This is a genomic window from Streptosporangium saharense (assembly GCF_014203715.1).
In the GTDB taxonomy this organism is placed as follows: domain Bacteria; phylum Actinomycetota; class Actinomycetes; order Streptosporangiales; family Streptosporangiaceae; genus Streptosporangium; species Streptosporangium saharense.
Genome location: NZ_JACHJP010000011.1, coordinates 1 through 25,437, shown reverse-complemented (window position 1 = coordinate 25,437; position 25,437 = coordinate 1). Strand labels below are relative to the sequence as shown.

Annotated in this window: 25 protein-coding genes and 1 pseudogene; 10 read left to right on the top strand and 16 right to left on the bottom strand. The window is 70.3% G+C overall.

Annotated elements, in window-relative coordinates; translation table 11 throughout:
- Window positions 1-23: 23 nt before the first annotated feature.
- The gene (locus FHS44_RS33810) at window positions 24-659 is read right to left on the bottom strand and encodes a TetR/AcrR family transcriptional regulator (RefSeq protein ID WP_184722510.1); all 636 of its coding nucleotides are present in this window, start codon (window positions 657-659) and stop codon (window positions 24-26) included.
- Between the two features lie 49 nt (window positions 660-708).
- Here FHS44_RS33810 and FHS44_RS33805 point away from each other — a divergent pair, with 49 nt between their 5' ends.
- The 5 genes from FHS44_RS33805 (at window position 709) to FHS44_RS33785 (ending at window position 5,841) form a co-directional block, all read left to right on the top strand.
- Entirely contained in the window at window positions 709-1,674 is a 966-nt protein-coding gene (locus FHS44_RS33805; protein ID WP_184722508.1) for an NADP-dependent oxidoreductase, read from the top strand.
- Window positions 1,675-1,734: 60 nt separating this feature from the next.
- Window positions 1,735-2,541, top strand: a complete 807-nt coding sequence (locus FHS44_RS33800) for a nuclear transport factor 2 family protein (protein ID WP_312863919.1) — start codon at window positions 1,735-1,737, stop codon at window positions 2,539-2,541.
- A gap of 388 nt (window positions 2,542-2,929) precedes the next feature.
- Window positions 2,930-4,153 carry a serine hydrolase domain-containing protein gene (locus FHS44_RS33795; RefSeq protein ID WP_184722505.1) on the top strand — a complete coding sequence of 408 codons (1,224 nt, stop codon included), beginning with the start codon at window positions 2,930-2,932 and terminating at the stop codon, window positions 4,151-4,153.
- A 34-nt stretch (window positions 4,154-4,187) separates the two neighbouring features.
- A complete protein-coding gene (locus tag FHS44_RS33790) occupies window positions 4,188-5,072 on the top strand; it encodes a DUF2268 domain-containing putative Zn-dependent protease (protein WP_184722502.1) in 885 nt (294 codons plus the stop codon).
- Between the two features lie 10 nt (window positions 5,073-5,082).
- Window positions 5,083-5,841 carry a MerR family transcriptional regulator gene (locus FHS44_RS33785; RefSeq protein WP_184722499.1) on the top strand — a complete coding sequence of 253 codons (759 nt, stop codon included), beginning with the start codon at window positions 5,083-5,085 and terminating at the stop codon, window positions 5,839-5,841.
- A 239-nt stretch (window positions 5,842-6,080) separates the two neighbouring features.
- On the opposite strand, the gene FHS44_RS33780 is transcribed toward FHS44_RS33785, so the two are convergent.
- Window positions 6,081-9,278 (bottom strand): AfsR/SARP family transcriptional regulator, encoded by a 3,198-nt coding sequence (locus FHS44_RS33780; RefSeq protein WP_184722496.1) that lies wholly within the window; start codon window positions 9,276-9,278, stop codon window positions 6,081-6,083.
- Window positions 9,279-9,484: 206 nt separating this feature from the next.
- On the bottom strand, window positions 9,485-10,348 hold the full coding sequence (locus tag FHS44_RS33775; protein WP_184722493.1) for an MBL fold metallo-hydrolase: 864 nt from the start codon (window positions 10,346-10,348) through the stop codon (window positions 9,485-9,487).
- A gap of 108 nt (window positions 10,349-10,456) precedes the next feature.
- On the opposite strand from FHS44_RS33775, the gene FHS44_RS33770 reads away from it, so the two are divergent.
- Window positions 10,457-10,882 carry a MarR family winged helix-turn-helix transcriptional regulator gene (locus tag FHS44_RS33770; protein WP_184722490.1) on the top strand — a complete coding sequence of 142 codons (426 nt, stop codon included), beginning with the start codon at window positions 10,457-10,459 and terminating at the stop codon, window positions 10,880-10,882.
- A 43-nt stretch (window positions 10,883-10,925) separates the two neighbouring features.
- Here the strand turns inward: FHS44_RS33770 and FHS44_RS33765 are convergent, their stop codons facing one another.
- Window positions 10,926-11,249, bottom strand: coding sequence for a hypothetical protein (locus tag FHS44_RS33765; RefSeq protein WP_184722487.1), 324 nt, complete (start codon window positions 11,247-11,249; stop codon window positions 10,926-10,928).
- 97 nt (window positions 11,250-11,346) lie between these two features.
- Window positions 11,347-11,988 carry a TetR/AcrR family transcriptional regulator gene (locus tag FHS44_RS33760; RefSeq protein ID WP_184722484.1) on the bottom strand — a complete coding sequence of 214 codons (642 nt, stop codon included), beginning with the start codon at window positions 11,986-11,988 and terminating at the stop codon, window positions 11,347-11,349.
- Window positions 11,989-12,076: 88 nt separating this feature from the next.
- Here FHS44_RS33760 and FHS44_RS33755 point away from each other — a divergent pair, with 88 nt between their 5' ends.
- Together FHS44_RS33755 and FHS44_RS33750 are read left to right on the top strand one after the other, a co-directional pair.
- Window positions 12,077-12,442 carry an SgcJ/EcaC family oxidoreductase gene (locus FHS44_RS33755; RefSeq protein WP_184722481.1) on the top strand — a complete coding sequence of 122 codons (366 nt, stop codon included), beginning with the start codon at window positions 12,077-12,079 and terminating at the stop codon, window positions 12,440-12,442.
- Window positions 12,439-13,242, top strand: a complete 804-nt coding sequence (locus FHS44_RS33750) for an NmrA/HSCARG family protein (RefSeq protein WP_184722464.1) — start codon at window positions 12,439-12,441, stop codon at window positions 13,240-13,242. The genes FHS44_RS33755 and FHS44_RS33750 overlap by 4 nt, the downstream gene beginning before the upstream one ends.
- On the opposite strand, the gene FHS44_RS33745 is transcribed toward FHS44_RS33750, so the two are convergent.
- Entirely contained in the window at window positions 13,231-14,427 is a 1,197-nt protein-coding gene (locus FHS44_RS33745) for a coiled-coil domain-containing protein (RefSeq protein WP_184722461.1), read from the bottom strand. The two genes, FHS44_RS33750 and FHS44_RS33745, sit on opposite strands and share 12 nt — an antisense overlap.
- Before the next feature lie 236 nt (window positions 14,428-14,663).
- Here FHS44_RS33745 and FHS44_RS33740 point away from each other — a divergent pair, with 236 nt between their 5' ends.
- Window positions 14,664-15,038 carry a hypothetical protein gene (locus tag FHS44_RS33740; protein WP_184722458.1) on the top strand — a complete coding sequence of 125 codons (375 nt, stop codon included), beginning with the start codon at window positions 14,664-14,666 and terminating at the stop codon, window positions 15,036-15,038.
- Between the two features lie 18 nt (window positions 15,039-15,056).
- Here FHS44_RS33740 and FHS44_RS33735 read toward each other — a convergent pair whose 3' ends face one another.
- The 8 genes from FHS44_RS33735 to FHS44_RS33700 all read right to left on the bottom strand — a co-directional run bounded on the left by FHS44_RS33735 (window position 15,057) and on the right by FHS44_RS33700 (window position 22,572).
- Window positions 15,057-15,623: an HAD domain-containing protein gene (locus FHS44_RS33735; protein ID WP_221461638.1), complete on the bottom strand. Its 567-nt coding sequence runs from the start codon at window positions 15,621-15,623 to the stop codon at window positions 15,057-15,059.
- 167 nt (window positions 15,624-15,790) lie between these two features.
- On the bottom strand, window positions 15,791-16,093 hold the full coding sequence (locus FHS44_RS33730; protein ID WP_184722454.1) for a hypothetical protein: 303 nt from the start codon (window positions 16,091-16,093) through the stop codon (window positions 15,791-15,793).
- 601 nt (window positions 16,094-16,694) lie between these two features.
- Window positions 16,695-17,255: a hypothetical protein gene (locus FHS44_RS33725; protein WP_221461637.1), complete on the bottom strand. Its 561-nt coding sequence runs from the start codon at window positions 17,253-17,255 to the stop codon at window positions 16,695-16,697.
- A 532-nt stretch (window positions 17,256-17,787) separates the two neighbouring features.
- Window positions 17,788-18,714, bottom strand: coding sequence for a tyrosine-type recombinase/integrase (locus FHS44_RS33720; RefSeq protein ID WP_312863918.1), 927 nt, complete (start codon window positions 18,712-18,714; stop codon window positions 17,788-17,790).
- A gap of 293 nt (window positions 18,715-19,007) precedes the next feature.
- Complete coding sequence (locus FHS44_RS33715; protein ID WP_184722448.1) at window positions 19,008-20,117, bottom strand: epoxide hydrolase family protein; 1,110 nt, start codon at window positions 20,115-20,117, stop codon at window positions 19,008-19,010.
- On the bottom strand, window positions 20,114-20,476 hold the full coding sequence (locus tag FHS44_RS33710; protein WP_221461636.1) for a hypothetical protein: 363 nt from the start codon (window positions 20,474-20,476) through the stop codon (window positions 20,114-20,116). Before FHS44_RS33710 ends, FHS44_RS33715 begins: the two co-directional genes overlap by 4 nt.
- Window positions 20,473-21,984, bottom strand: coding sequence for an MDR family MFS transporter (locus FHS44_RS33705; protein WP_184722445.1), 1,512 nt, complete (start codon window positions 21,982-21,984; stop codon window positions 20,473-20,475). The genes FHS44_RS33710 and FHS44_RS33705 overlap by 4 nt, the downstream gene beginning before the upstream one ends.
- 6 nt (window positions 21,985-21,990) lie before the next feature.
- On the bottom strand, window positions 21,991-22,572 hold the full coding sequence (locus tag FHS44_RS33700) for an NADPH-dependent FMN reductase (RefSeq protein WP_184722441.1): 582 nt from the start codon (window positions 22,570-22,572) through the stop codon (window positions 21,991-21,993).
- 111 nt (window positions 22,573-22,683) lie between these two features.
- Here FHS44_RS33700 and FHS44_RS33695 point away from each other — a divergent pair, with 111 nt between their 5' ends.
- A complete protein-coding gene (locus FHS44_RS33695; RefSeq protein WP_184722438.1) occupies window positions 22,684-23,400 on the top strand; it encodes a TetR/AcrR family transcriptional regulator C-terminal domain-containing protein in 717 nt (238 codons plus the stop codon).
- A 113-nt stretch (window positions 23,401-23,513) separates the two neighbouring features.
- On the opposite strand, the gene FHS44_RS33690 is transcribed toward FHS44_RS33695, so the two are convergent.
- The gene (locus FHS44_RS33690; protein ID WP_184722435.1) at window positions 23,514-23,738 is read right to left on the bottom strand and encodes a hypothetical protein; all 225 of its coding nucleotides are present in this window, start codon (window positions 23,736-23,738) and stop codon (window positions 23,514-23,516) included.
- 332 nt (window positions 23,739-24,070) lie between these two features.
- A pseudogene (locus FHS44_RS33685) lies at window positions 24,071-25,101 on the bottom strand (IS5 family transposase).
- Window positions 25,102-25,437: the final 336 nt, after the last annotated feature.

Sequence of the window (25,437 nt, the reverse complement as noted above, 5' to 3'; positions counted from 1 at the left end):
GCTTTTTCGCGATTTATGCGGATTTATGAGGCGAAAGCCTCAAAAGAGAGGGGCAATCGTACGGCGGGCGGCAGTGGCGCCGAGACGGGATCCGCCTGGAACGACTGGATCATCAGGGCCGCGAACCGGCGCGAGGCGGCCACCCGCATCCCCGGCGTCTCGGCACGGATGCCCTCGTTGGCCATCAACGCCAGGCAGACGTCCTCAAGCACGAAGTCCGCCCGCAGGGAACCCGTCGCCTTCGCACGCCGTACCAGCTCATGAAGCATGCGCAGCGCGCGGTCACGGTCGGCGGCGAAGTCGGGCGCCTGGGAGAGCCGCGAGGTGAACGCGCGGGCGAAACCCCGGTCGAGGGCGTGCGCCTCCATGAGCCGCTCGATCACCAGACGGAACCCGCTCCACGGGTCGTCCGCCGCGAGCCCCTCCTCGACGAGCACGGAGCAGGAGGCCATCTGCTCGGCGAAGGCCTCCTCAAGCAGCGCCTCCTTGGTCTGGAAGTGCCGGTAGACCGTCGCGACGCCGACCCCGGCACGCCGGGCGACCTCCCGGATCGGCACGTCGAGACCGTCGGCGGCGAAGGCCAGCCGGGCGACCAGAAGGATGCGGTCACGGTTGTCGCGGGCGTCGGAGCGCAGCCGCTTTCCCACTTGGGCCGTCATCGCTCTCACTTTAGTCAAACGGACGGGGTGCTCCGTTACGGTCTGGCGCATGAGAACAGTCCAGTTCACCGAGTACGGCCCCGCCTCCGTCGTGCACGTCGCCGAGGTCGAGGAGCCCCACGCGGGACCGAACGAGATCCGCGTCGCCGCGCGGGCGTCGGGAATCTCGCCGGGGGAGACCGCCCTCCGCGCGGGGCGGCTGCGGGACATGGTGCCCCTGGCCTTCCCCTACCGGACGGGATTCGACGCCGCGGGCGTGGTCGACGAGGTCGGCGAGGGCGTCACGGGGGTGAACGTCGGCGACGAGGTGTTCGGCATGACCTCCATGACCAGGCGCGGCGCCAACGCCGACTTCGTGATCCTGTCCGCCTGGGCGCCAAAACCGGCCGCGTGGACCTGGCAGGAGGCGGGCGGAGCGGCGGGCGGCGTCGAGACGGCGACCCGGGTCCTCGACCGGCTCGCCGTCGGCACCGGGCACACCGTGCTCGTGCAGGGCGCGGCCGGTGGGGTGGGCACGCTCGCCGTCCAGCTCGCGGCCGCCCGTGGCGCCACCGTCATCGGTACGGCGAGCGAGCACAACCACGACTTCCTACGCTCCCTCGGGGCCGAGCCGACGACGTACGGGACGGGACTCGTCGAACGGGTCCGCGCGCTGGCGCCGGACGGGGTGGACGCGGTGTTCGACTGCGCCGGAGGGGCGCTGCCCGACCTGGTCGCCATCGCCGGAGACCCGGCCCGCGTGGTGACGATCGTCCCCGACCCCGCCGCGGCTGCCCTCGGTGTCCACCTGTCGCACAGCGCCCCGGACGACAAGACGGGCGAGGCCGTGGGAGCCCCCGCCGACCCGATGGCGGTGCACGGGCTGGCCGTCGCGGTCGCTCTCGCGGACGAGGGACGGCTGCGGGTACCGGTCGCGGCGGCGTTCCCGCTCACCGAGGCCGCCGCCGCGCACGAACTGAGCGAGAGCCGCCACGCCCGAGGCAAGATCGTCCTGGTGAACCAGGACTCCATATAGCGAAAGTCCGCCTCGGTTCACTGACACAGGATGGCAGGGAAGCGGAATAGCGTCCTGGTCGTGAACATCGATCAGCTCATCGACCGATATGTCGCGGTGTGGCACGAGCCCGACCCCGTCGCGCGGCGGCGGGCCATCGTCGGCCTGTGGGATCCCGACGGCGTCCGGATCACCGAGGCCGCGACCCGCCACGGCCACGACGCCCTGGAGAGCCACGTCACCAGGGCGTACGAGGACCTGGTGCGCGACGGCGGATTCGTCTTCCGCGCCGAGGGCGACGCGACCGGCCACCACGACGCGCTCGCCTTCACCGTCCACATGGTCCCCGAGGCCGGGGGAGAGGTGGCCTGGACCGGCCGGGTCCTCCTCATCCTCGGGGAGAACGGGCTCATCCTGCGTGAGTACCAGTTCACCGTGGACGCTCCGGCCGAGGAGACCGTCACCCGCGCCACGGCGGAGGCGTTCCTGCGCCGTCTGGGGGAGGGGGACCCGGACCGGATCGCCGAACTGTTCGCCGAGCGCGTCGAGTGGCGGCTCGACTGGCCGGAAGAGGGCCATCCCGCGGTGCCGTGGATCCGCCCCCGCTCGACCCGCGCCGACGTCGCCGGCCACTTCAGGGAGATCGCCGCCTTCCACGTCCCGGAGAAGTCGGCGGGCACGGTGTCGGGGATCGTCGTCGACGGGACGGAGGCGGTGATCCTCGGCGACATCCGGCAGACGGTACGGGCCACCGGCAGGCCGTACACGGCCCTGTGCGCGGTCCACCTCACCGTGCGGAACGGGCTGGTCGTCCGGTACGCGGTGTACGAGGACAGCCTCACCGTCGCCGAGGCGCTCACCGTTCCCTCCGTTCCTTCCGCGAGGTGACGCTCGCCTGCGGCGAGACCGGCCCACAGGATGCTCCACGCGCTGGGTAGCAGTGCCGCCACCCGGGACGGTTTCGCCGCCCACGGCCATGAGGCGCCACCGGGCGAACCCCTCGATTCGGTCACCGAAACTGGCGTCTGTTCGAACCGATCATCACGGAGTTCACGCCTGCGGGCGATCAGCGCGTCAACGCTGCTGGTCAGCGGCGGTCCGAGCAGCCACGTCTCGCCGGGCGCGCTGGCCAGGACGTGCGGGATGGTGACCGTCGAGGACGCGGGGCACCGCGTGCACAGTCCTCCTGGCGGACGGCTGACAGCGCGCTGAGTGCGGTCTGTGAGCGGCGGGCCCGAGGGTGGGGACGTCCACCACCTCCGAAAGGAACAGGCCGATGTCCCGAACCTTTTTTGTCGTACGGCGCCGCCCGCACAGGACCGTGGCCCTCGCGCTGGCGGCGAGCGTCGCCATGGCCTCCCCGGCTGTCGCCTCAACGACCGGCGACAACACCGAACAACTCCGGCGGCTGGCACGCGAGCTGGTCGCGGCCGGGGCGCCCGGCGTGATCGCGCGGATCGACGACGGCCACGGCCACCCGGTCGAGATCGTCGAACAGGCCCCCTGGACCAGGCAGGACCACCTGCTCACGGCGACGGACGAGTACCGGATGGGCTCCAACACCAAGACCATGGTGGCCACGCTCGTCCTCCAACTGGTCGCCGAGGGCAAGCTCACCCTGTCCGACCCGGTGGAGAAGTGGCTGCCGGGCAAGGTGCCCAACGGTAAGGCGATCACGCTGCGCATGCTGCTGAACCACACCGGCGGCCTGTTCGACTACACCGAGGACCCCGCGCTCCGGCCGTCGATAGTCGGCAGGGAACGGCAGCGGTGGACCTCGGCGAAACTGCTCGCCGTGGGGGTGAAGCACGACCCGCTGTTCGCACCCGGCACGAAGTGGTCCTACAGCAACACCAACTACGCCGCGATCGGCGCCGTCCTCGAACGGGCCACCGGGACGAGCCTGGCGAACCTGGTCCGGGACCGGATCGCCAGGCCACTCGGTCTCAACCACACCTACTACGCCACGGACTCCACCTGGCGCGGGCCGTACGCCCACGGCTACGAACGGGACGCCGCCCACATGCCGCCCGAGGTGCCCGTCTGGTTCAGGAACTTCGCCGGGACGCGCCGCCACGGCCACGTGGACGTCTCGGGCAACGACCCCGGATGGGGTGGGGCGGCCGGGGCGATGGTCTCGAACGCGCAGGACTGGGCCCGGTTCTCCACGGCGTTGATGTCGGGCAAGCTGCTGCCCGCCGCCCAGCTCGCGCAGATGCGCGCGACCCTACCGATCGACGCGCGGCAGCCGGACGGCCCCGGCTACGGGCTCGGCATCCAGACGGCCGCCACCCCCTGCGGCACGTTCTGGGGTCATGATGGCGGCATCCCCGGCTACCTCACCACCAACATCACCGACCGTGCCGGTGGCCGTACGGCGTCGGTTCTCGTCTCGACGGAGTTCTGGGCCGAGTTCGAGACCGACCCCAAACTCGCCAAGGCCACCCAGGCCTTCCAGAGCGCGGTGACCTGCGCCATGTTCGGCAAACCGCTGGTTTGACGTTGACGCTGCGTCAACTTCTAGCATCGGCGCCATGTCCATCACCGTCCTCGACACCTACTCCGCCATGCGGCGGATCCTGCTGGCCCCGGTCGCGGACCGCGCCGACCTGCTGCGTTCGATGCTGGAGCTCAACAGCGGCATGTACCGCTACCACCCCGGCGAGCTCGACCTGGTCGCCGTGCACCTCGCGACGTGCGGGTTCCCCATCGACCGCGACGAGGAGCGTTGCCTCGACGCGCTCGAAACCCTGGCGGCGGCCGGAGCCTGGGAGCGGATGCGACGCGCGCTCGACGACGCGCTCGCCGTACTGCTGGAGGCCACGCCGGGACTGGAGGCCCCGGACATCACCGTGCTGTTCGTCCTCGGCGATCCGGGTGACAGGCACTTCATGGGCCCCTGCCTGGGACTGACCGGGTTCGGCGGCATCTCGGGCAACATCGCCATCACGTTCTGGCCCTTCCCCGAGAACGTGGAGCGGCTGGAGGCCACCGCCGTGCACGAACTCCATCACAACCTGCGGTGGAGCCCGGGCGGGGTCGTGTGGGACCCGATGACCGTCACGGTCGGCGAGCACATCGTCGGCGAGGGCCTGGCCGACGCCTTCGCCCGTCAGCTCTACGGCGACGAGCTCGGCCCCACCCGGATCGGCGTGCCGCACCTTCACGACGACGCGGTCTTCGACAAGGTGCTCACCGGGCTCGACGTGACGGGCATGCGGAACTTCACCGCCTGGGTGCACGGCGACCCCGGCGCCGAGCATCTCGGCGTCACCCCGGTGGGGCTGCCGATGGGCGCCGGGTACGCCGCGGGCAACCGGCTGGTCGACACCTACCTGGCGGAGACCGGGCAGACGGCGGCGCAGGCCCTGCACGCCGACGCCTCGGAGATCATCGCGACCACGCTCCGCCTCAGGTGACACTGGAACCGTGGAGTGGACGATCCAGGAACTCGCGGCGCGGGCCGGCATCACCAGCCGCACCCTGCGTCACTACGACCACGTTGGGCTCCTGGTCCCGTCCCGGGTCGGTGAGAACGGGCACCGCCACTACGACGCCGTCGCGGTCGCCCGGCTCCAGCGGATCCTGCTCATGCGCCGCCTCGGGATGGGCCTTCCGGCCATCGCCGAGGTCCTGGCCGAGGAGGTGGACACGTGCGAGGGACTGCGCGCCCACATCGCCGAGCTGGAGGAGGAACGCGACCGCGTCGAACGGCGGATCCGGTCGGTGCGTCACACCCTCGAAGCCCTGCAGGCGGGGGCCGAACCGCGGATGGACGTCATGCTGTCGGGGTTCAACGATCTCTACAAGGACGAGGTGATCTCGCGGTGGGGCGAGCACGCGTTCCAGGTGAGCAACGACTGGTGGCATGGCAAGAGCCTCGACCAGCAGCGGGCCTGGAAGCGGGACACCGACGACCTCGTCGCCGCCTGGGTCGCCGCGGCCAAGGCCGGGGACTCACCGGCCTCGGAACACGCCCAGTCACTGGCCGCCCGGCACGTCCGGTGGCTGAGCCAGATCCCGGGCACCCCCACCGCCGAGGGCGACCGGGAACGCTCGATCGAGATGGTGAACGGCATCGCGGACATGTTCGTCGACGACCCCCGCTTCACCGCCATGTATGACGACGCCGCAGGGGCGGCTTTCGTCCGTGACGCACTGCGAACGTACGCGCGAACCCGGATGTAGCACCCATGTGACCTGCGGAAACAAGCGGAAATCCACGGACACGGGCAACCACCGATCCTCACGACAGCCCCTTCGCCTCCGGCGGGGGTGTCCCGGCGTCCGCCCCCGAGGCGGTGATGACCGCGGCCACCAGTTCCTCGGCCTCGACCCGCGGCGTACACGTCCGTGAACCCGGATATAACACCCACGTGGCCCGTGGAAACGAGCGGAAATCCGCAGACATGGGCAACCACCGATCCTCACGACAGCCCCCTCGCCTCCGTCGAGGGTGTCCCGGCGTCCGCCCCCGAGGCGGTGATGACCGCGACCACCAGTTCCTCGGCCTCGACCCGCTGCGCCGCCGCGCCCACGGCGTACACGTCCGTGAACCCGGCGACCCCCAGGACCGCCGTGGCCCGCCGGGCGATCAGCCGTACGTCGGGATCGTCGGGATCGTCCCGGCCCCGCAGCACGGCGGCGGCTCCCAGCAGTCGTCCCGCCCGTCCTGGCCGGTCACGGCACAGTTCGATCGCGGCGGCGGCGACCGCGATCGAGGCCGCGACCGGTGTGCGCCAGGCCAGTGTCAGGTGTACCGCCGGGTGGTCGAGCCGGTGCGCCGCCTCGTCGGGCGCTCCTTCCGCGACGTCCACGTGGGCGAGTACGGCCAGCAGCAACGCGGTCAGGTGCGGGGTGGACCGGCCGGGGTGGGCCTCGGTCAGTCCGGCCTCGGCGTGTTCGCGGGCCTGTTCCGGTCGTCCGGCCTGCCATTCCAGCCGTGCCAGGCCGAGACACACCTGGGTCCGCGACTCCGCCGACCCGGTCCGCGCCGCCTGGGCGAGCAGGTCCGTCAGCCGTCGCCGCCCGCCGTCCACGTCACCGATCCGGGCCAGGTGAAGCGCGGCGGCGACCTCGCTCTCCGTCGTGTGCTCGGGCATGCCGAGTTCCTGAAAGCAGCGGCTGGCCCGCTCCGCCAGCGCGGGCGAGACCGGTTCGCCCGCCCGCTGTGCCGCCGCGTTCAGGGTGCTCAGCGTGGTCCCCAGCCCCCACCGCTCGCCGGTCTCCTCGAACCCGGCCAGCGCCCGCGACAGCAGACGCGTCGCCTCCGTGGGCTGCCCGGTGTTCATCGCCAGCACACCCCTGACCAGCAGGGACAGCGACCGGTCCCACGGATCCGCCACCTCGACGGGGGAGCCGGGAATGTCCGGTGCGCCCGCGCCTACGGCGAGCGCCAGCCGGGCCATCTCCAGGACGGGGTGGTCCCCGGAGGCGTCCCCGAGCGCCTTCCCGATCCGGTCGAAGGTCTCCTGCCCCTCGTCTGGCTCACCGACGACCTCGGTCATGGCGAGCGCGTGCGCGACGACCACCAGCCCGCGTGCTCGCGATTCGGCCGGACCGCGAACCCGGAGTATCCGGCCAAGCAGGTCCAGCGACTCCGGCGGGTGGTCCCGCAGGAACCAGAACCAGCACAGCGCGACACCGAACCGGACCGCCAGGTCGGCGTCGCCCGACTCCACCGCCCACCGGATCGCGGCCGACAGGTTGTCCCGTTCCGCGGACAGGCGGACCAGCCAGCGCAGCTGACCTGACGTGCGCAGCTGTGGGTCCGCGGTCTCGGCCAGCCGGAGGAGGAACGCGGCATACCGTTCTCGTACGGCCTCGGCCTCACCCCGCTCAGCCAGCCGCGCGAGGCCGTACTCCCTGATAGTCTCCAGCACCCGGTAGCGCGGCTCGACCGGATCGGCCGGCTCCACCGGATGCAGCAGGGACCTGTCCACCAGCGCCGCCAGCGTCTCCCGGACGTCACCCACCCCGCCGACCGCCTCCGCCGCGTCCTCGGCGAAGGTGCCGGGCACGACCGACAACCGCTCCAGCAGCGTCCTTTCCCCGGCGTCGAGCAGGTCCCAGCTCCAGGCGACCGCCGCGCCCAGCGTCCTGTGCCGTGGCAGTGCCGTACGGCTGCCGCCGGTGAGCAGCCGGAAGCGGTCGTCGAGCCGTGCCGCGACCGCCTCGACCGGCAGGGCGCGCAACCGCGCCGCGGCCAGCTCGATCGCCAGCGGCAGGCCGTCCAGACGATGGCAGATCTCGACCACCGCCGTCAGCGCGCCGCCCTCGGGGACGAAGCCTGGCCGTACCGCGGCGGCCCGGTCGTGGAACAGGCGGACCGCCGCGCAGGCGCGGGCCCGCTCGGCGCTCGCCCCCGGTTCCGGCAGCTCCAGCGGGAGCACCGGGTGCAGGGTCTCGCCGTCGATCCGCAGCGGCTCCCTGCCGGTGGCCAGCACCCGCAGCCCCGGGCAGCGGGTGAGAAGGGTCGCGGCGAGCGTCGCGACGGCCTCGACCACGTGCTCGCAGTTGTCCAGCACCAGGACCAGGTCGTCGTCGGCGATCGTCTCGACCAGGTGGCCGGGGATCTCCTCCGGGGTGACGGGCCGGGACGGCCCACCCTCCTGACGTGTTCGCAGCAGGTCGAGCACCACGCGGGGCACGTCGTCCGCGCCGATCGGGGCAAGCGGGACGAACCACACCCCGCCCGACGGGGTGAGCCGCCCTCCGACGGCGTTGGCCAGCCGGGTCTTGCCCGCTCCTCCCGGACCGACCAGGGTGACCAGCCGTACGTCGCCGAGCAGTTCGACCACCCGGCGCACGTCCTCGTCACGGCCGACGAAGCTGGTGAGCGGGACGTCCAGGTTGCCGTGCGACCGGCGGGACCGGGGGAGCGCGCCACGCAGCACCGCCAGGTGGGCCTCCCGGAGGTGCGGTCCCGGATCGCTGCCGAAACCGTCCGCGAGCAGGTCACGGATCCGCTGGTAGGCGGCCAGTGCCTCGGCGCCCCGGCCGTTCAGCGCCAGGGCCCGGATGAGCTGGGCCTGCGGCCGTTCCCGCAGCGGATGCGCGGCGGTCAGCGATTCGAGCTCGGCGACCAGGTCGGGGTCGGCGCCCAGCGCGAGTTCGGCCTCGATCCGGTCCTCCAGAACGGCCAGCCGGGCCCGCCCGAACCGCTCTGCCTCGGCCTCGGCGAACGGCGCCTCCCGCACGTCCGCCAGGGCGGGCCCCCGCCACAGACCCAGGGCCTCACGCAGTACGGCGGCGGCCTCCACGGGCCGGGACTCCGCGTGCAGCCGCCGTCCCTCACGGGCCAGCCGCTCGAACCGGACGACGTCGATCGCCTCCGGCTCGACGGCCAGCCGATATCCGGCGGGACCCAAAGTGAGCAGCCCGGGATCACCCAGGACGTGCCGCAACCGGGAAACCAGCGACTGCAACGCGCGTTGGGGATCCTCCGGCGCCTCCTCGTCCCACAACTCCTCGACCAGGGTCGCGGGCCGTACGGCACGCCCGGCCTCCAGCGCCAACCGGGCCAGCAACACCCGCAGCCGCACACCCCCCACCCGCACCGGGCCGGAGTCGGTTTCCAGCACCAGGGGCCCGAGGATGCCGACACGCACCCGTCCACTCACCATGGCCAGAGTCTGCCAAACAGCCACGATCCCGGCTGTCCCTCACCGCCCGGCACCGTACGGACCGAAGATGATCAGCGCGGCCCTACCGCGAACGTCACCGACGGGCTGGACGACGCTGTTCCCGATGCCCGCGACGACGAGCAGCCATACGGCCCGACGCTTGGGGAGGCCGTGTGGTCGCGGTGAAGCGGGCGCCGGGGGACATGTCAGGCGATGGGGACCCAGGTGAGGTGGCCGTCGGGGCGGGGTTCCGCGCGGCCGAAGACCACGTCGGCGAAGTGGCCGCCGTAGCCGACCGTGCCGGGGCGGCTCAGTTCCTCGACCAGCCGACGGCGGTGCTCGGCGGACTCGATGGGGTCGTGGTCGATCCCGCAGGACCATTCGGGGTGGGTGACCTGGACCGGCGTGTGCAGGGCGTCGCCGAACGCGATGAGCCGCCGTCCGCCTCCGGTGATGACGTAGGTGGTGTGGCCGACGGTGTGCCCGTGCGCGAACGAGGCCCTCACCCCGGGGAAGATCTCCTCGCCGTCCTCGACCGTACGGACCCGGGGCGCCATGACGGCCAGCCGTGGTTCGGCGGCGAGGTCACGCCGCTCCCACTCGGGCGCCGCGACCAGGTGGGCGGCGTGCGCGAAGGGAAGCAGGTCGCTCCAGGTCCAGCCCAGGTGGTCGGGGTGCAGGTGGGTGATGGCGACGGCCTCGATCTGTTCCGGCGTACGGCCAAGCCGTCGCAGGCTCTCCAGGAGCTCACCGCCGTGCAGCGTGCCGATCAGCGGGTTGCCCGGATCGTCAGGGTGGGACTCGGGGCCGAATCCGGCGTCGATGAGCAGCGCCCGGTCACCCCGCTCGACCAGCAGCCCGCCGATCCCGGCCACCAGGAGACCGTCCTGGTCGAGGTGGTCACGGTTGTCCGCCCAGTCGTCGGCGGTGGCGGCGGGCAGCCAGCCGTGTGGCTTGAGCCGTACCGCACCGTCGGGGACGTAAGTGACCGTCAGATCGCCCAGCCGGAGCGAGCGGACGCGTGGCGTGCGGCTCAGTCGCGTGCGGTCGAAGTCGGTCGTCGTGGTCATGGTTCCCACCTCGTGCTCGGGAGGAGGCCGCCGGGCGGCGGCACGGAGGGAACATTACAACTGCAATAGTTCTAATTGCAATCGTTCTAACTGCAGTAGAATCCTGCCGTGACCGACGAGCGAGAGAACCGAGTCCAGGCCGACCGCGAGCTCTGCGGACTGATCAACGGCCTGGCCAAACAGATCGAGGCGCACGTCAGGGCCCGCGCGGCCACCCTCGGCCTGACCGCCTCGCAGGGGGTCGCGCTCCGTGAGCTCACCGGCCCCATGACCCTGCGCGAGCTGGCCGAACGGATGAGCTGCGAGCCGTCCAACGCCACCTTTGTGGCCGACCGCCTTGAGGAACAGGGCTATCTCGAACGCCATCCCCACCCGGGAAACCGCCGCGCCAAGCAGCTCGTCCTCACCCCTTCGGGCGCCGAGCTCCGCGAACGCCTGCTGGGCCTGCTCTCCGAGGGCTCCCCGCTGGCGCCGCTGTCCTCCCAGGAGCAGGACGCCCTCCACCATCTCCTCGCCCGCGCCGTGGTCCACTGACCTCTCCCGGCCCGGCATGGCGGGCCGGGTGATCTTCCGGTCGTCAGGCGACGGGACGCGTGTCCAGGCCGTAGCTCAGGCGCATGATGTAGTACGGCCCGCAGCTGGCGGTCGACCACTGGCCGGAGTTGGTGCGGGCCCAGCCCCCGTCGCGACGGCCGTTCTCACACTGCACCCACGCGCGGTACTCGTACGCCGGGCCGACCGCGTCGCACTTGGCGGCGAACCCGTTCGTGCTGCCGGAGGGGGTGGGAGTGCCGTAGTTGTACTGACACCCGGCAGCGGCGTTCGCCGACGTCGCGGGCAACGTGAGCAGGGCGCCGGTGACGACGGCGCCCATGGCTAAGGCGATGACTGATTTCTTCATACTTTGCACCTTCCGTGCGGAATCGACCGTGATCGCCTCATGATCGAGACCCACGGGAGACGCGCCTACTGGCCCCGGGGACACATAAGCCTTACCCCTACGGGTTCGACCAGCGGCCCGTGAAGAGTTCGTTGTCCGGGGGAGAACCGGGCAGCGGGGCGTGTCCCGCCCGCAGGCCGTCGAGGGCTATGGCGATCAGCCGCCGACGCGCCTCGGCGGCCCCGGGGAGCAGGTCGTCCCTGCCCTGCTTGCGGAGCTGGTCAGCCGCGGGGAAACGGCCGAGTTGCTCGATGAGCAGGGAGATGTCGACCGTGGTCACATCCGCGCGGAGGGCACCGGCCTCGCGCGCTCGCCGTACCAGCTCGTCGAGAAGCTCGTCACCGTGGCGGGCCTTGTCGCTCATCTCCCGGGTCACTTCGATGGCACCGGCGATGGGCGCGAGCGTGCCCTGCCCGAACTCGACGCAGCGGCGGACGAACGTCGCCAGCCCCGCCCACGGATCGGGATCGGCCAGACCCTGTTCGGCCGCCTCGTTCCAGTGGTCGAGGGACATCAGGCTGAGCCGCTGGAACAGTTCCTCCTTCGTTCGGTAGCGCCGGTAGAGGCTGCCGATGCCGACGCCCGCCCTGGCCGCGACCGCCGCGACGGACGCGTGCGCCCCGTCCTCGGCGAGCACGTCGCGGGCGGCCTGGAGCAGCGCGCGGTCGTTGCGTTCTGTGATGTCTCTGCGTGTGGTCATCACCACGGACCCTACCAGTTGCGGAGCGAATCGCTCCGGCATAGTCTCAAAGCGGAGCGAATCGCTCCGTGAGTTGAGGAGACACGACATGAACCCCGATATCGAGGCGATCGAGCAGGTCGTCCGCGACGCCGAAGCGCTACAGAGTGACGTCGCCGGTTTCACCGGGCTGCTGACCGAGGAGGTGAGCCTGGTCAACTTCACCGGGATCCGGCTGCGTGGCCGCGCCCAGGTCGAGAAGGTCATGGCCGAGGCGCTGCGCACCCCGCTGAAGGACGTCCTGACCAGGAACGAGCTGCTCGACGTCACGTTCCTGCGACCGGATGTGGCACTGGCCAGCCTGATCAAGCACGTCAACGACGGCAGGACGGGAGCGCTGACGTTCGTGCTGGTCAAGGACGACGGCACCTGGCGGATCGCGCTGGCCCAGACCACCCCGGTGGTGACGTCGTGAGCGTCGCCCTGGTCGTCGGCGCCACCGGTCAGCAGGGCGGGGCCACCGTACGGCACCTGCTCGGCCGTGGCTGGCGGGTCCGCGCCCTGGTCCGTGACCCGGAGAGCCCCGCCGCACGCGGCCTGACCGGCACCGAACTCGCGGTCGGTGACCTGGGAGACCGCGCCTCGCTGGAGCGGGCCATGCGCGGTGTCGATGCCGTGTTCAGCATGCAGGCCCTCGCCTACGAGCCGGAAACCCTCAAGGCGGAGGTACGGCAGGGCATGCTCGTCGCCGACGTCGCCCTGGACACCGGGGTGGGGCACCTGGTCTACAGCTCGGTCGGCGGTGCCGAGCGGCGCACCGGGATCGAGCACTTCGAGAGCAAGGCGGCGATCGAGTCCTACATCCGCGCCCTGGGGTTGCCCGCGACCATCCTGCGGCCGGTGTTCTTCATGGACAATCTGCTGCACTACGCCGACGCCACGGGCGAAAGGGTGATGGAGCTCCCGGTGCTCCCCGACCGGCCGATGCAGCTGATCGCCACCGACGACATCGGCCGTATCGCCGCCCACGTCATCGACCACCGCGACGACTACCTGGGCGCGGAACTCGAGATCGCCGGTGACGAGCTGTCCTTCTCCGAGGTGGCCCGGATCTACGAGAAGGTCAGCGGGGTGCCCACGCGCCTCGTTCCCCTGCCGGTCGAGGGCAGGATGTTCGAGTGGTTCGCCGAGAGCGGCTATCAGGCCGACCTCGTCGAACTCCGCGACCGTTTCCCCGGCCTGCTCACCTTCGAGGACTGGCTCCTAGGTGTCTGATCTCTGGGGATCTGGTGTCTGAGGGGTGGCGGCGCGGAGTTCCGCCGTCACCGCGCGTTCCCTGAGCTGGGCGGCCTCCAGGCGTAGGGCTTCGATCTGTTCCCGAAGGTCGGAAAGTCTCATCTGCTCCATAGCCAGCTGCATGAGCGCCCTGTCCCGCTCCGCCTGCGCCTCGGTGACCTTCACCACGGCGCGCTCCTCGGCCTCCGCGATCTTCGCCGTAGCCCGTTCCTCGGCCTCGGTGATCCGGCGCGTCGCCCGTTTGTCCGCCTGGGCCGCCTGCCGGTCGGCACGGGTCGCCTGTGCCCGGGCCTCGGCGGCTTCGGCCAGGGCCTGCGCCCGGCCCTGGGCCTCGGTGTCGGCCCTGGCCAGGGCCCTGTCCCGCTCGGCCTCTGCCGCCCTGGCCCGGGCGTCGGAGGCCGCGGCGGCCCGTTCGGCCTCCGTCCTGGTCCGCTGCGCGACCTCCGCGACCTGTTCCGCCTGGTCCCGCTCGGCGCGGGCCCGCTCCGCCCGCTCCCGTTCCTGTACGGCCAGCGCCCGCGCCTGCTCCGCGGCGGTCTCGGCCGCCTCGATCTGCTCGGCCGTCTCCCTCAGCGTGGCGTCCCTGGCGGCCTCCGCCTGGTCGGCCCGTCGTCTGGCCTCCTGCTCGGCGTGCTTGGCGAGCCGTTCGGTGGCCGCGGCCTCGTGCAGGGCGGCCAGCGCCTGTTCCCTGGCGGTCTCGGCGTCGGTCAGGGCGATGTCCCGTTCGGCGTTGGCCTCCTCGACCTGGCGGGCCATCGCGTCCCGTTCGCGGCGGGCGTGTCCGGTGGCCTCGCGTGCCAGCCGTACCTGCTCGAAGGCCTGCTCACGCTCGGTGCGGGCGATCGCCACGCGGGTGTGGGCCTCAGCCTGCACCGCGCTCAGCTTCGCCTCGACTCCCGCGGGGCTCAGCTCGTCGGCCAGGATCTGCGCCAGCGGCGCGATCACCGCCGTCATGCCCTTCTCCATGCGCTCGTAGAACTCCTCCGCGCGGGCGAGCGTGCCTTCCAGCCCGGGGGTCGCGCGCTTCAGCTCCCGTTCCCGTTTCGCCGCCGCCTGGCAGTCGCTCTGCGGACAGTACGCCTTGGGACGCCCCCTCCCCGGCCGCTGCTCGATCGGCATCCCACAGTGCTTGCACGGCGTGACCACACCAGCCTTCTCGCTCACCGTTCCAGGGTAGCATTTTCTATTTTCTAGAAATTCAAAATCAGAAATAAAGCTTCGTTGCGCCGACGGCACATGTCGCCTACTACCGGGAATGACAATTCCCACAAGTAGGCGGATGAGGGTCCGGCTAACCGGTACCGGAGGCATCGCACCGGGGCGTCAGTGAGCAGCTCAGAGGCACTTTTGGTCTCGGTGAGCTTGCGCCGCCTACCTGAAGTCGCAGGAGCCGGTCGGCCTTGTCGCGCAAGGAGCCCCGCCGACACGCTCACCCCAAGGGCAGGTACCAGATCCTCTTCAACGGGGCCGCGCTGCTCCTCCTCGGCACGTACGCCGAGCGGGTGTACGGCCGCTTCTACCTGGCCGGAGAGGTCTACAGCTACGCCGTGGGCGACTACAGCGCCGGTTCCTCCGTCGCCGTTGCGGGCCTGCTCGGCGGACTGACCGTCTGGGTGGTGCGCGGCCAGACCGGACTGCCCCGCAGCCCCAGGATTGCCGCCGCCGTGCTTGCCCTGATCGGGGACGAGCACGGTGCCCCCATCCTCACCGGTGCCCTGATCTCTCTCCTCTTTCCTACCGGAGCGGTACTGCAGACCGCCGCTCGCGAGCGGTGAACACCTGACTTTCCGAGATCACCGCAGGTCAAATGGACGGTGTCCGTCGAGCGGGCCGGTGGTGCCCGACGGGCTTTCGTCCACCGCGGCGGTGTTCACGGCAGAGGCGAACGCCTCGATCGTGTCCATGTGCTCGGGCCGCAGTCCTTCGCGGGGTGACGGCGCGATCAGCAGGGCCCGGCCGCCTTCGGTCAGCTCGTCATGCACTGGCCCGTCGGTGGGCACCTCGACGTCATCGGTCCAGATGAGCCACCGCCCACGCGCCAGAACCAAGCGTGCGGCGGCGAGTTTGGCCGCCGCGGCGGCGGTGCCGGAAAGGTGGTCTGACCAGGCGCGGGTCAAATAAGGCAGACCGAACAGTCGTTCCACCTGATCGGCGTCGGCACACCAGGTGCTGCACCAGCGGATCTCGACGATGTCGGCCTGGTGCAGCGCGCGGACACGGTTGATCAGAGCCGGTGCCCAGCGCATGCGATAGGCCTCGCCGTCGGAGTAGGCGATCCCGCTGCGTGGAGCGTCTCCCCAGCCGGGCCGGGAGACATTGATCACACCGTCGACATCGAGTAACCACACCGGCCGGTTCATGAGCCGGTGCGTCCTTCACGCGCGGCGAAGATCATGTTCTGTCTCCTGAAGGTTCCTGAGGACTCCGGGAAGGCGGGGTCGTGGGGCTTCACCGGCAGGGCCGGGGGAGTGGGGGCGGAACGGCCGGGACCGTCCCGCCTTCGCACCGGAAGGGGCGACGTCGGCCCTCAGTCCGTGTCGAGATAGGCGCGTAGCTCACGGCGTGCCAGGCGGCGGCTGCTGCGGCGCTCCTCCCGCAGGAGGTGGTACCGCTCCAGGTATCCGCCTCTGCCGAGGTGGCCGAACCAGCGGCCTGCGGGGGCACCCCAGTAACAGCCGGCTGTGCGGGCGCTCCTGGAAGCGCTGACGGCGGTGATCCTGTCCGGCAGCGTGCACGGCCCGAACCGGTGGTCGTGCACGGGCAGGCAGGTCACCATCGGCGTCTCGGCCATCCGCACCCACCAGGGACGGGTCTTGTCGGTCTTGCTCATACGGTCACCTTTCGGCTCCGCGACGCCCCAGGTTGGGGCCGTCACAAGATCGAATGCACCGTGATCACCTCCAGACGTGTAACCCGATCACGACGATACAGCGATCGGTCAGGCCCCGACGGCGGGTGAAGGCGAAGGGAGCGACCTCCAAGTCACGCCGACGCGGCCAGGCACGGGAGGACTTCGTGCTGGAGGCCGTCTACTGGGACGCCAGCGCCGCCCGGCTGTTGAAGAGCCGTACGCGTGGGTCGGTGTTCGTCACCCATCGCCGCCCTGGCCCGGGCAAGGTCGTCGGCCCGCGGGATGTGTGCCCGGACACCGGGTTCGCCCGCCTGTCGTACGGGCAGGCCCGCGCGCTGCTGGACGCCCACACCGCGCTCGGTGGGCCGGGCATCGGCTGGGATCTGCACGAGTTCCGCCACTCGGCACTGACGCACCTGGGTGAGGGTGGGGCGAGCCTGCTGATGCTGATGGCCAAGTCCCGGCACAGGAAGCCGGAGAACCTGCGCCGCTACTTCCATCCCTTGCCGGAGGCGATCGCCTCCGGTGAGGTGACGGTGCATGGGCGGTGCGGTCATCACCCACCGACGGTGTCCTGCTGCTATGCCGGAGAGCGCAGGAACCGGACCAGGAGAGGCTCGCGGCGGCATTCGGGGCAGCTTGGTTCGCCCTCGATCGGTTTTCCTTCTTCCGGCGCCCACCACAAGCCGCACAGGGCCTGGTGTCGGCCACCGGCGGCGTTGGGCACATAGTGCGAGCCGTGGCCGATGACCTGCACCGTGCTCACCTCGCCACCGTCGTAGGGCGCCTTCTCAGGCCACTCGTAGGCCGGGGACAGGCTGCACCGCATCCGGTAGTCAGGGCCCTTGTAGCGGTGGCCGTGGAACACCTGGTCTCCGGCATCGACGGCGTCGGCCAAGCGCTCGAACGAGCGGTCGTAGTCATGCATGTGCGACCAGCTCTGCGGCTCCTGACGTTCGGCCAGGCTCCGGAACTCAAGCAGGAGTCGTGCCAGGTCGTGCCGCCTCACCCGCACGGTGTCGGTCTTGGGGTCATAGCCGTATGGATCATCACCGGTCTTCTTCGGCATGGGGGTGGTCCTTCCGGCGTTGCCGGTGGCGCTAATCCCCGACTGGAGGTCGGAGACTCCGAGCGGGGCCATCGCGCTATGGAAGGTCACGCTGATTTCGGAGGGTTGCCGTCAGGAGATAGAACCCGCTGAAGGAAGTCGCGAACGGTCTCTTGGCTGAGGGTGCTGTCCAGGCCCTGCGTGTCGGCCCGTGCTCGGGCGGGTCCATGGCGATCAGGAAGCGCTCTTCGCCCGGCCGCCGAGACGCCGCCTCGCCCTCGACCAGCGCTGGGAAATCCGGATGCTGCCGGTCGGCGCTGAACCTCCGGTCGTTCGACACGGTTCGCACGTCTTCGTGGCGGCTGACCACCCAGGCCCACCCGCCGTCGGGCAGACAAACCCGCGAGACCGGCTCTTGTTCGCGGATCTCTTCGTACGCCGGCGGCGGCGCGAACGGGCACGTACGGAGGTAGTCATGACTTTCCTTCCACACGTCACGGACAGGCGATAGAGGCTGGACAGCGAAAAGCCGTGTGTGAACCGGGGTTGGGGAACCTACGGACAGTAGTTATCGCTGAGATTGATCTTGATTGAGGAGGGCGAGATGTGCGCGGTGGAGTGTAGGTCAGTGGCGGTCCCGGCGGCGGGCGGCGCGAATTTCGGCGTCAGCGACCTCGTCGGCCAGCAGGGTGTACAGCTGGGTGGTCTCGGTGGAGGCGTGGCTGAGGCGGCGGCGGACGGCTTCGATGGAGACGCCGGCGTTGATGAGTTCGGTGGCGTGGGCGTGGCGGAGCTGGTGGATGTCGATCTCAACCCCGGCCGCGTGGCAGTAGTTCTCCCAGCGGTGGTGGGCGGCGTCGTAGGACAGCGACCCGCCTGAGCCGTTGATGCTGGCGCGGAAGGCGGGCCCGTGCCGGTAGCCGGCCCGGGCCAGGTAGAGCTTGAGCAGCGCGACATAGCCGCGGTCATCGAGGAGCACCGTGCGGACAGCTCCGCCTTTGCCGTGGATGCGGACATGTTCGTCGTCCTGGCGCAGGTCGAAGTCGTCCAGGTCGAGGCCGCAGACTTCGGCGGCCCGCGCTCCGCACACGTAGATCGTCTCGAACAGGACCCGGTCGCGGAGCCGATCCAGGGGCACGTCCTTGCGGGGGCGCCGGCTGCAGATCGAGCCCAGGACCTTGGCGACATCGACTGCCTTGGCGGGGCGCGGCAGGGTCCTGGGCACCTTGATGGTGTCGATCTTGTCCATGGGGTTGATGTCGAGCCGGTCTTGGCGCACGGCCCATCTGCAGAAGGAGGAGACGGCGGCGCGCTTGCGCTTGCGAGTTGCAGCCGACAGCTCAGCGATCTCTGCCAGGAAGGCCCGGATCGGCGCGGTGGTGATCTCGCCGACCTCCCCATCGTGGTGCGCGGTGAATTGGAGAAGGTCGCCACGGTAGGCGCGCACGGTGTGCTGGGAGGCGCCCGCGGTTTTCTGGTCGGTGAGGAAGTCGTCCAGATGGACCGACAAGGGATGCTCCCTGCCGAGCTGTTCGACGATCACCGGGTCCACCGCAACGCCTCCCATTCAGCAAGTTGCCAGATAACCAGGAATCGAACCGGCTTTACGGAGGGGGCGATCCGCAGCTCACCATCGCCATATGATCTTGTTCTTGCCAGATAACGAAGGTTATCTAGGAACTCATCGCCTCGTCCCTAGTCACTACTTTCCAGAGTCGAATCGCACGTGTGCTGAGGCGCACAGGATGGGCGGCCCGCCTACCCCAAAGGGAGCGCGGCCGCCGTAGCGAGTATCGCGATCATTTGCAGCGCCAACGGCTGCCTGTCCTCTGGCTCTCCTTCGTGTCAGCGCAGGTCGTGGAAGAATGCCCGGACGTCGTCGACGAACGTGGTGGGCGTTTCCAGGGCGGGGAAGTGACCGCCGCTGTCGAACTCGCTCCAGTGCGTGACGTGGTAGGTCCGTTCGGCGATCGGGCGGACGGGCAGGATGATGTCGTGGGCGAAGACCGCCACCCCGATCGGTGTCGGGCATGGCAGTGGGCCGGCAGGGCTGTCGTGGTAGATGCGTGCGGAGGAACCCGCGGTGGCGGTGAGCCAGTAGAGCATCACGTTGGTGAGCAGGCGATCGTCGCTGATGCTGGAGGCCGGGTCGCTCCATTCGGTGAACTTCTCGGCGATCCAGGCCAGTTGGCCGGCGGGTGAGTCGGTCAGCGCGTATGCGAGGGTCTGCGGGTGGGTGGACTGCAGCACGTGGTAGCCGGGCCGGTGGGCGAGGTAGTGCCTGGTCCGGTCGAGGCGGGCGAGGTCGGCTGTGGACAGTTCGGGTACGGCGCCGGGGGGTGGGGGTGTGGGCAGGAAGTTGAGGTGGACGCCGACGACGTGGTCGGGGGCGGTCGCGCCGAGCGCGCGGGAGATGGCGGCTCCCCAGTCTCCGCCCTGGGCGCCGTAGTGGTCGTAGCCGAGCCGATGCATGAGTTCGGCCCAGGCGCGGGCGATGCGATGGACGTCCCAGCCTCGCTGGAGGGTGGGTCCGGACAGGCCGAAGCCGGGAATGGACGGGATGACCAGGTGGAACGCCTGGGCGGGGTCGCCGCCGTGGGCGCGCGGGTCGGTCAACGGGCCGATCACGTCGAGGAATTCCACGAAGGAGCCTGGCCAGCCATGGGTGAGGATCAGCGGCAGCGCGTCCGGCTCGGGCGAGCGCTGGTGCAGGAAGTGGAGGTGCTGCCCGTCGATGGTCGTGGTGAAGTGCGCGTGCTGGTTCAGCAGAGCCTCGTGCTCGCGCCAGTCGTAGGAGGTGCGCCAGTGTTCGGCCAGTGCCTTCACCCGGTGCAGGGGGATGCCGTAGTCCCAGCCCGCGTCCGGCAGTTCGTCGGGCCATCGGATGCGGACCAGTCGGGTGGCCAGATCGTCCAGATCGGCTTGCGGGATGTCGATGCGGAAAGGCTTGATCATGATGTTCTCTCGGTGTCGCTGGAGGCGGTGGGCGCGGTCCGGTCGCAGTGGTAGGAGCCGGCTTCGCTGAGGACGTGCACGGTGGGGCCGTCGACGCAGATCGCTGACAGCGCGGCCCGATAGCGCTGGAAGGAGGCCAGGCGATGGTGTGGCGCGGAGGCCGGGTGACCGTCGGAGTCGATGATGGCGACGAAGCTTGCCTGGTCGTCGAGTTGGTAGGTGTCGTAGTGCAACCCGTGGGGGCGGGTCTGCGCCAGTTCGTCGTAGACGGCGCGGAGCAGGTCCAGGCTCCGGTCCACCGCGTCGGCCCGGACCGTGTAGCGGATCATCACGCGCATGTTGGTGTCTCGTTTCGTCATCTCGGGGTGTGCTGCCGGATTTCGGGTGAGCGCCCGTCCGCTTCATGCTCGGAGGCGGTTTGTGGGGTGGTGACGGCCCGCAGCGGGGTCTCGCGGATGAGCCAGGAGAGGGCGAAGGCGATCACCGCGAGCGCGGCGACGCCGGCCAGGATGACGTGCAGGCCGTCGGTGACGGCGAGCCGGACGGCGTCGGCGGTCTGCGCGGGCAGATCCGGCAGGAGGGCGGGCGTGAGCTCGCCGCCTGCGGCCAGCCGGTCGGCCGTGGCCGACCCCAGGTGGGAGGTCAGGCCGGTGTGCATGCGGGCGGCGTACAGGGTGCCCAGCAGGGCGATGCCGAGTGAGCCGCCGATGGTGCGCAGCAGCGTGAGCGTGCCGCTGGCGGCGCCCATGTCGCGGGGGTCGGCGCTGTTCATGGTGATCAGGGTGGTGCTCTGCATCACCAAGCCGATCCCCGCCCCGATGGGCAGGGTGAGGGCGGAGGCGAGGGCGGCGGGCGTGTCGGCGTCGAGCCGGAGCAGGGCCAGCGCACCCGCGACCGTGAGCGCTGCGCCGAGGATCGGGTAGATCCGGTAGCGGCCGTTGGCGCTGATGAGACGGCCGGTGACCAACTGGGCGCCGAGCATGGCGAACATCAGCGGGAGCAGCAGCATGCCGCTGGCCGCCGGGGAGGATCCCTGGACGAACTGCAGGTACTGCGGCAGGTAGGTGGTCACGGTGAGCATCACCGCGCCGACCAGGAAGCTGAGCACCTGGGCAATGGTGAAGTCGCGGTCGGCGAACAGCCGGGGCGGGATGATCGGCTCGGCCGTCCGGCGTTCCACGGCCACGAAGGCGGCCAGGGCGAGCAGCCCGATCGCGCCGAGGAGCCAGGAGGTCCCGCCCGCCAGCAGGGTCAGGGCCACGATGGCGACGGTCAACAGGGCTGCTCCGGCGTAGTCGATGCGGGGACGGTGGCGTTCGGCGGGCGGCAGGTGGATGCGGGTGAGGATGAGCAGCAGGGCGAGGGCGCCGAGGGGCAGGTTGACGTAGAAGGTCCAGCGCCAGCTGAGGTGGTCGGTGAGCAGGCCGCCCAGCAGCGGCCCGCCGACGTAGGCGACCGGCATGATGACGCCGATCATCGACTGCAGCCGGCCGCTGTCGCGGGGCGGGACCAGCACGCCGATGATGGCCAGCGCGCCGACCATGAGCCCGCCCGCGCCTAGGCCCTGGACGGCGCGGAAGGCGATGAGCTGGGCCATGTCCTGGGCCAGGCCGCAGAGCGCGGACCCGGCCAGGAAGACCGTGATGGAGGCGATGAAGGTGGCCTTGCGGCCGAGCAGGTCACCGAGCTTGCCCCACAGGGGGGTGGTGGCCGCGCCGGCGAGCATGTACGCGGTCACCACCCAGGGCAGCAGGTCCAGGCCGCCGAGTTCACCGGCGATCGTGGGCAGCGCGGTGCCCACGATCAGTCCGTCGAGCATGGCCAGGAACATGCCGATGAGCAGTCCGAAGACACCGGAACGGGTCATGGCGGTTCAGGCGGCGTAGGGGCGGGCGGTCCTGGCCTCGCGCAGCGTCTGCGCCCACCAGGCGAGCCGGTCCAGCATAACCTTGGCGGCGGCGTCGGCGGCCAGGTCCACGGCCTTGCCGTCGCTGTCGAACTGCGCCCAGGGGTGCTGCAGGCCGACGCTGTCGCGGATGGTGACGGCGTGCAGTTCTGCCAGGACCAGCCGCAGGTGTTCGACGGCGCGCAGCCCGGCGGAGAAGGCGCCGTAGGAGACGAACGCGACAGGTTTGGCGTGCCACTCGGTGGTGTGCCAGTCGATGGCGTTCTTCAACACTGCCGGGAAGCTGTGGTTGTACTCGGGGGTCACGATGACGAAGGCGTCGGCCGCCGCCATCCGCGGGGAGACGGCCGCCAGCAGGTCCTTGGCCTCCTGCGTGGCGGGCGGCTGGCCGAGCACCGGGAAGACGGTCGGCAGCGGGGTCTCGACCAGGTCGATCAGGTCGGCGCTCATGTCGCCGCGCCGGTCCAGGTGATCCATGACCCAGCCGGCCACGGCGGGGCCGAAACGGCCGTCACGGGTGCTGCCGAGAATGACCGCGATGTTCAGCATGACACTCCTCAGATGTGTACAACGTATCGAGCGAGAGACAACGTACACATGGATGTGTACATTGTCTACTGCTGATACGTTGTACACGAACGCGAGGAAGGGACGGACGGTATGGCGGCTGAGAAGAACGCATTTCTCTGGGAGCGGCTGGAGCGCCCCTCACCTGCTCCCCGCCAGACACTGTCGCCGCAGCGCATCGCCACGACGGCTGTCGCAATCGCCGACGCCGAGGGCCTGGAGGCCATCACCATGCGCCGCCTGGCCACCGACCTGGGCGTGGCCCCCATGGCGCCCTACCGTCACGTGTCCGGCAAGGACGACCTGCTGGAACTCATGGTCGATCACGTCTACGCCGACCTGCGGCTACCCTCCGGCCTCGGCTGGCGGCCGAGCCTGCGCACCCTGGCCGTGCTGACCCGCGAGCTGATGCTCCGCCACCGATGGCTGGCCCAGCTGCCCCCGCAGGCCAAACTCTCCCTCACGCCGAACCGGATGACCGTGGCCGAACAGGCTCTGGCGGCACTCGACGGTCTCGGCCTGGACGCCGACACGATGATGAGCGTCTTTCGCGCCGTGGACGCCTACGTGCACGGCGCTATGAGCCACGAAAGCGCCGTCAGCACTCTCGTGAGCGAGCAGAGCCTGTCCGGCGGAGCCGAACTGCGCGACGACCTCGCCCCGCTCATGATGTGGCACATGCGGACCGGCCGTTATCCGACCTTCCAGGACTACCTGCGCACCGCCACCCGTAAAGACGACGCCGCATGGCAGTTCGACCTCGGCCTCGACTGCCTCCTCGACGGCATCGCCACCCGCCTCGGCATCTGAGGTGCCCCCGACGGCGAATCCGACATCACCACCAACCCCGCCGCGATGACCCCGGCCGCGTCCAGTCTTGGGGCACCAGCGTGGAGGCCCGCTCCAGCCCCCTGCGTCAGCATTCACAGGCGCTTGTCGGCGGACTTGCAGCGGGCCGGGCCGATCAACTTGGTGGTCATCAGCCGCGCGAACAGATCGAGGACATCCTCGATCTTTTCGTCACGGACACCGAGGTCGACGCCGCGCCAGTCCCGGCCCGCAGGGGAAGAGCCGCGGGATCTGGGCTCCTGCGGCTCGCGCTCCTGGGGGCATCCTCGCCGCCGCCAGGTCCTGAGTCTCACCGCCAAGGGGCGCGACCTCCTTGCGGAATGCACCGCCATGGCGCTCGCTCTCGACGAGAAACTCGCCGCCGAGCTCACCTCATCCCAGTTGACCGCGCTGAGCGCGGCCCTCGGTCGCCTGGCAGCGTCCTATGGCCTGCCCGTGCGCGGATGATCATGCCCGGTAGGGCGACTCGCTCAGGCCGACCGATCCCCGCCACTTGGAGCGCGGGCTCTCCGCGTCCTTCACCATGGCCGTCCCCCCTGACCGAAGCCGCTCCGGCCTGATCGCCACCTTCTATGCGCCGTCGTCGTCCGGCGGCTCGGGCATCGGACCCAGGAGCTGTTCAGAGTTCGGATCATGTGGTTGAGGTGAGGAGCTTCAGCCACATGATCGAGCCTTGGAGGTGGAGTCCAGCTTCGTAGCTTTCCGGGGCTTTGTCATAACGGGTGGCCAGACCGCGCCAGGACTTGATCTTCTGGAAGCATCGTTCAACGGTGTTGCGCTCCTTGTAGAGATCGGAGTCGTGGCTGACGGGCCGACCGCCCTGGCTGCCTTTCCTCCTGCGGTTGGCAGCCTGGTCCCTCTTCTCGGGAATGACCGCCTTGACGTGGCGTTTCCTCAGATAGGAGCGGTTGGCGCGGGAGGAGTAGGCCTTGTCCGCCGCCACCGCGGCAGGGCGGGTACGCGGCCGCCCGACCCGGCCGGGAATACGGATCTTGTTCAGGACGGTGACGAAGCGCGGGCAGTCGGCGGCTTGGCCGGGCGTGAGCATGAAGGCCAACGGCAGCCCGGTGGCATCGACTGCGGCATGGATCTTGCTGCTCAGCCCGCCCCGGGATCGGCCAAGCCCGGCAGCCTTTGCCCGGGCCCTGCGGCGTCGCCGTACGGCGGCACGATCCCGGCCCGGCGACGCGTCCGCATTATCCGCATCGTCCGCGCTGGAGGTGACCTGCGGCGCATTACCCGCAGCACCGGCGGCTGCTCCGGAAGGGGAGCCCCTTTTTCCTCGGTCAGTGCCTGTTCCAGAGCATCCAGGGTCTCCCCGGCCACCGCCAGCCCGGCCGAGTCCTGATGGGCCCGCACGATGGTGGAGTCCACGCTGACCACCTCCAGCCCAACCTGCCCGCGCGAGGCGGCCTCGGCGATCAGCGCGTCCATCAGGTCCTGGAACACCCCGGCCTTGGCCCAGCCGTTGAACCGGGAATACAGCGTGGACCAAGACCCATAGCGTTCCGGGACATCACGCCAGCCCGATCCGGTGCGAAAGCGCCACAGGATCCCATTGAACTGATCGCGCACCCGCCGCGGCAACGGCCCGGTAGCCGCCACCGGCAGATACGGCTCGATCAACACCCACTCGGCATCCGTCACATCAAAGCGCGCCACGTCCGAGTTCTACCAGCCACAGCCGGCCCGCTCTCCGGCCTCACCTAGATCCGAACCCCAAACAGCTCCTAGGAGATAGCCGTTACGTCCGGGCGTCACACCGTGACGCCTCCTGAACGCGTGACGGATCACGAACGCTACCGGCTCGCGCGCGCCCGCAGATCGGCCAGCCACTTGGGCACCTCGCCTCGCCGCTCCCGCCAGGCCGCGGTGCGGCAACGCCGGCTGCAGTACTTGGCATCGGCGCGCTTTTGCAGACCCGCCCACCATGTTCGCCCGCACACCGGGCAGCGAGATCGCGGCCGCCGCTGCTGAATCTCTCTGGTCGTCGGCCCC

What these genes read in the sequence shown, in the direction of transcription:
- FHS44_RS33810 (WP_184722510.1), bottom strand. Translation starts at nt 659, where the DNA reads ATGACGGCCCAAGTGGGAAAGCGGCTGCGCTCCGACGCCCGCGACAAC.
- FHS44_RS33805 (WP_184722508.1), top strand. Translation starts at nt 709, where the DNA reads ATGAGAACAGTCCAGTTCACCGAGTACGGCCCCGCCTCCGTCGTGCAC.
- FHS44_RS33795 (WP_184722505.1), top strand. Translation starts at nt 2,930, where the DNA reads ATGTCCCGAACCTTTTTTGTCGTACGGCGCCGCCCGCACAGGACCGTG.
- FHS44_RS33790 (WP_184722502.1), top strand. Translation starts at nt 4,188, where the DNA reads ATGTCCATCACCGTCCTCGACACCTACTCCGCCATGCGGCGGATCCTG.
- FHS44_RS33780 (WP_184722496.1), bottom strand. Translation starts at nt 9,278, where the DNA reads ATGGTGAGTGGACGGGTGCGTGTCGGCATCCTCGGGCCCCTGGTGCTG.
- FHS44_RS33775 (WP_184722493.1), bottom strand. Translation starts at nt 10,348, where the DNA reads ATGACCACGACGACCGACTTCGACCGCACGCGACTGAGCCGCACGCCA.
- FHS44_RS33765 (WP_184722487.1), bottom strand. Translation starts at nt 11,249, where the DNA reads ATGAAGAAATCAGTCATCGCCTTAGCCATGGGCGCCGTCGTCACCGGC.
- FHS44_RS33760 (WP_184722484.1), bottom strand. Translation starts at nt 11,988, where the DNA reads ATGACCACACGCAGAGACATCACAGAACGCAACGACCGCGCGCTGCTC.
- FHS44_RS33755 (WP_184722481.1), top strand. Translation starts at nt 12,077, where the DNA reads ATGAACCCCGATATCGAGGCGATCGAGCAGGTCGTCCGCGACGCCGAA.
- FHS44_RS33735 (WP_221461638.1), bottom strand. Translation starts at nt 15,623, where the DNA reads ATGAACCGGCCGGTGTGGTTACTCGATGTCGACGGTGTGATCAATGTC.
- FHS44_RS33730 (WP_184722454.1), bottom strand. Translation starts at nt 16,093, where the DNA reads ATGAGCAAGACCGACAAGACCCGTCCCTGGTGGGTGCGGATGGCCGAG.
- FHS44_RS33725 (WP_221461637.1), bottom strand. Translation starts at nt 17,255, where the DNA reads ATGGCCCCGCTCGGAGTCTCCGACCTCCAGTCGGGGATTAGCGCCACC.
- FHS44_RS33715 (WP_184722448.1), bottom strand. Translation starts at nt 20,117, where the DNA reads ATGATCAAGCCTTTCCGCATCGACATCCCGCAAGCCGATCTGGACGAT.
- FHS44_RS33710 (WP_221461636.1), bottom strand. Translation starts at nt 20,476, where the DNA reads ATGACGAAACGAGACACCAACATGCGCGTGATGATCCGCTACACGGTC.
- FHS44_RS33705 (WP_184722445.1), bottom strand. Translation starts at nt 21,984, where the DNA reads ATGACCCGTTCCGGTGTCTTCGGACTGCTCATCGGCATGTTCCTGGCC.
- FHS44_RS33700 (WP_184722441.1), bottom strand. Translation starts at nt 22,572, where the DNA reads ATGCTGAACATCGCGGTCATTCTCGGCAGCACCCGTGACGGCCGTTTC.
- FHS44_RS33695 (WP_184722438.1), top strand. Translation starts at nt 22,684, where the DNA reads ATGGCGGCTGAGAAGAACGCATTTCTCTGGGAGCGGCTGGAGCGCCCC.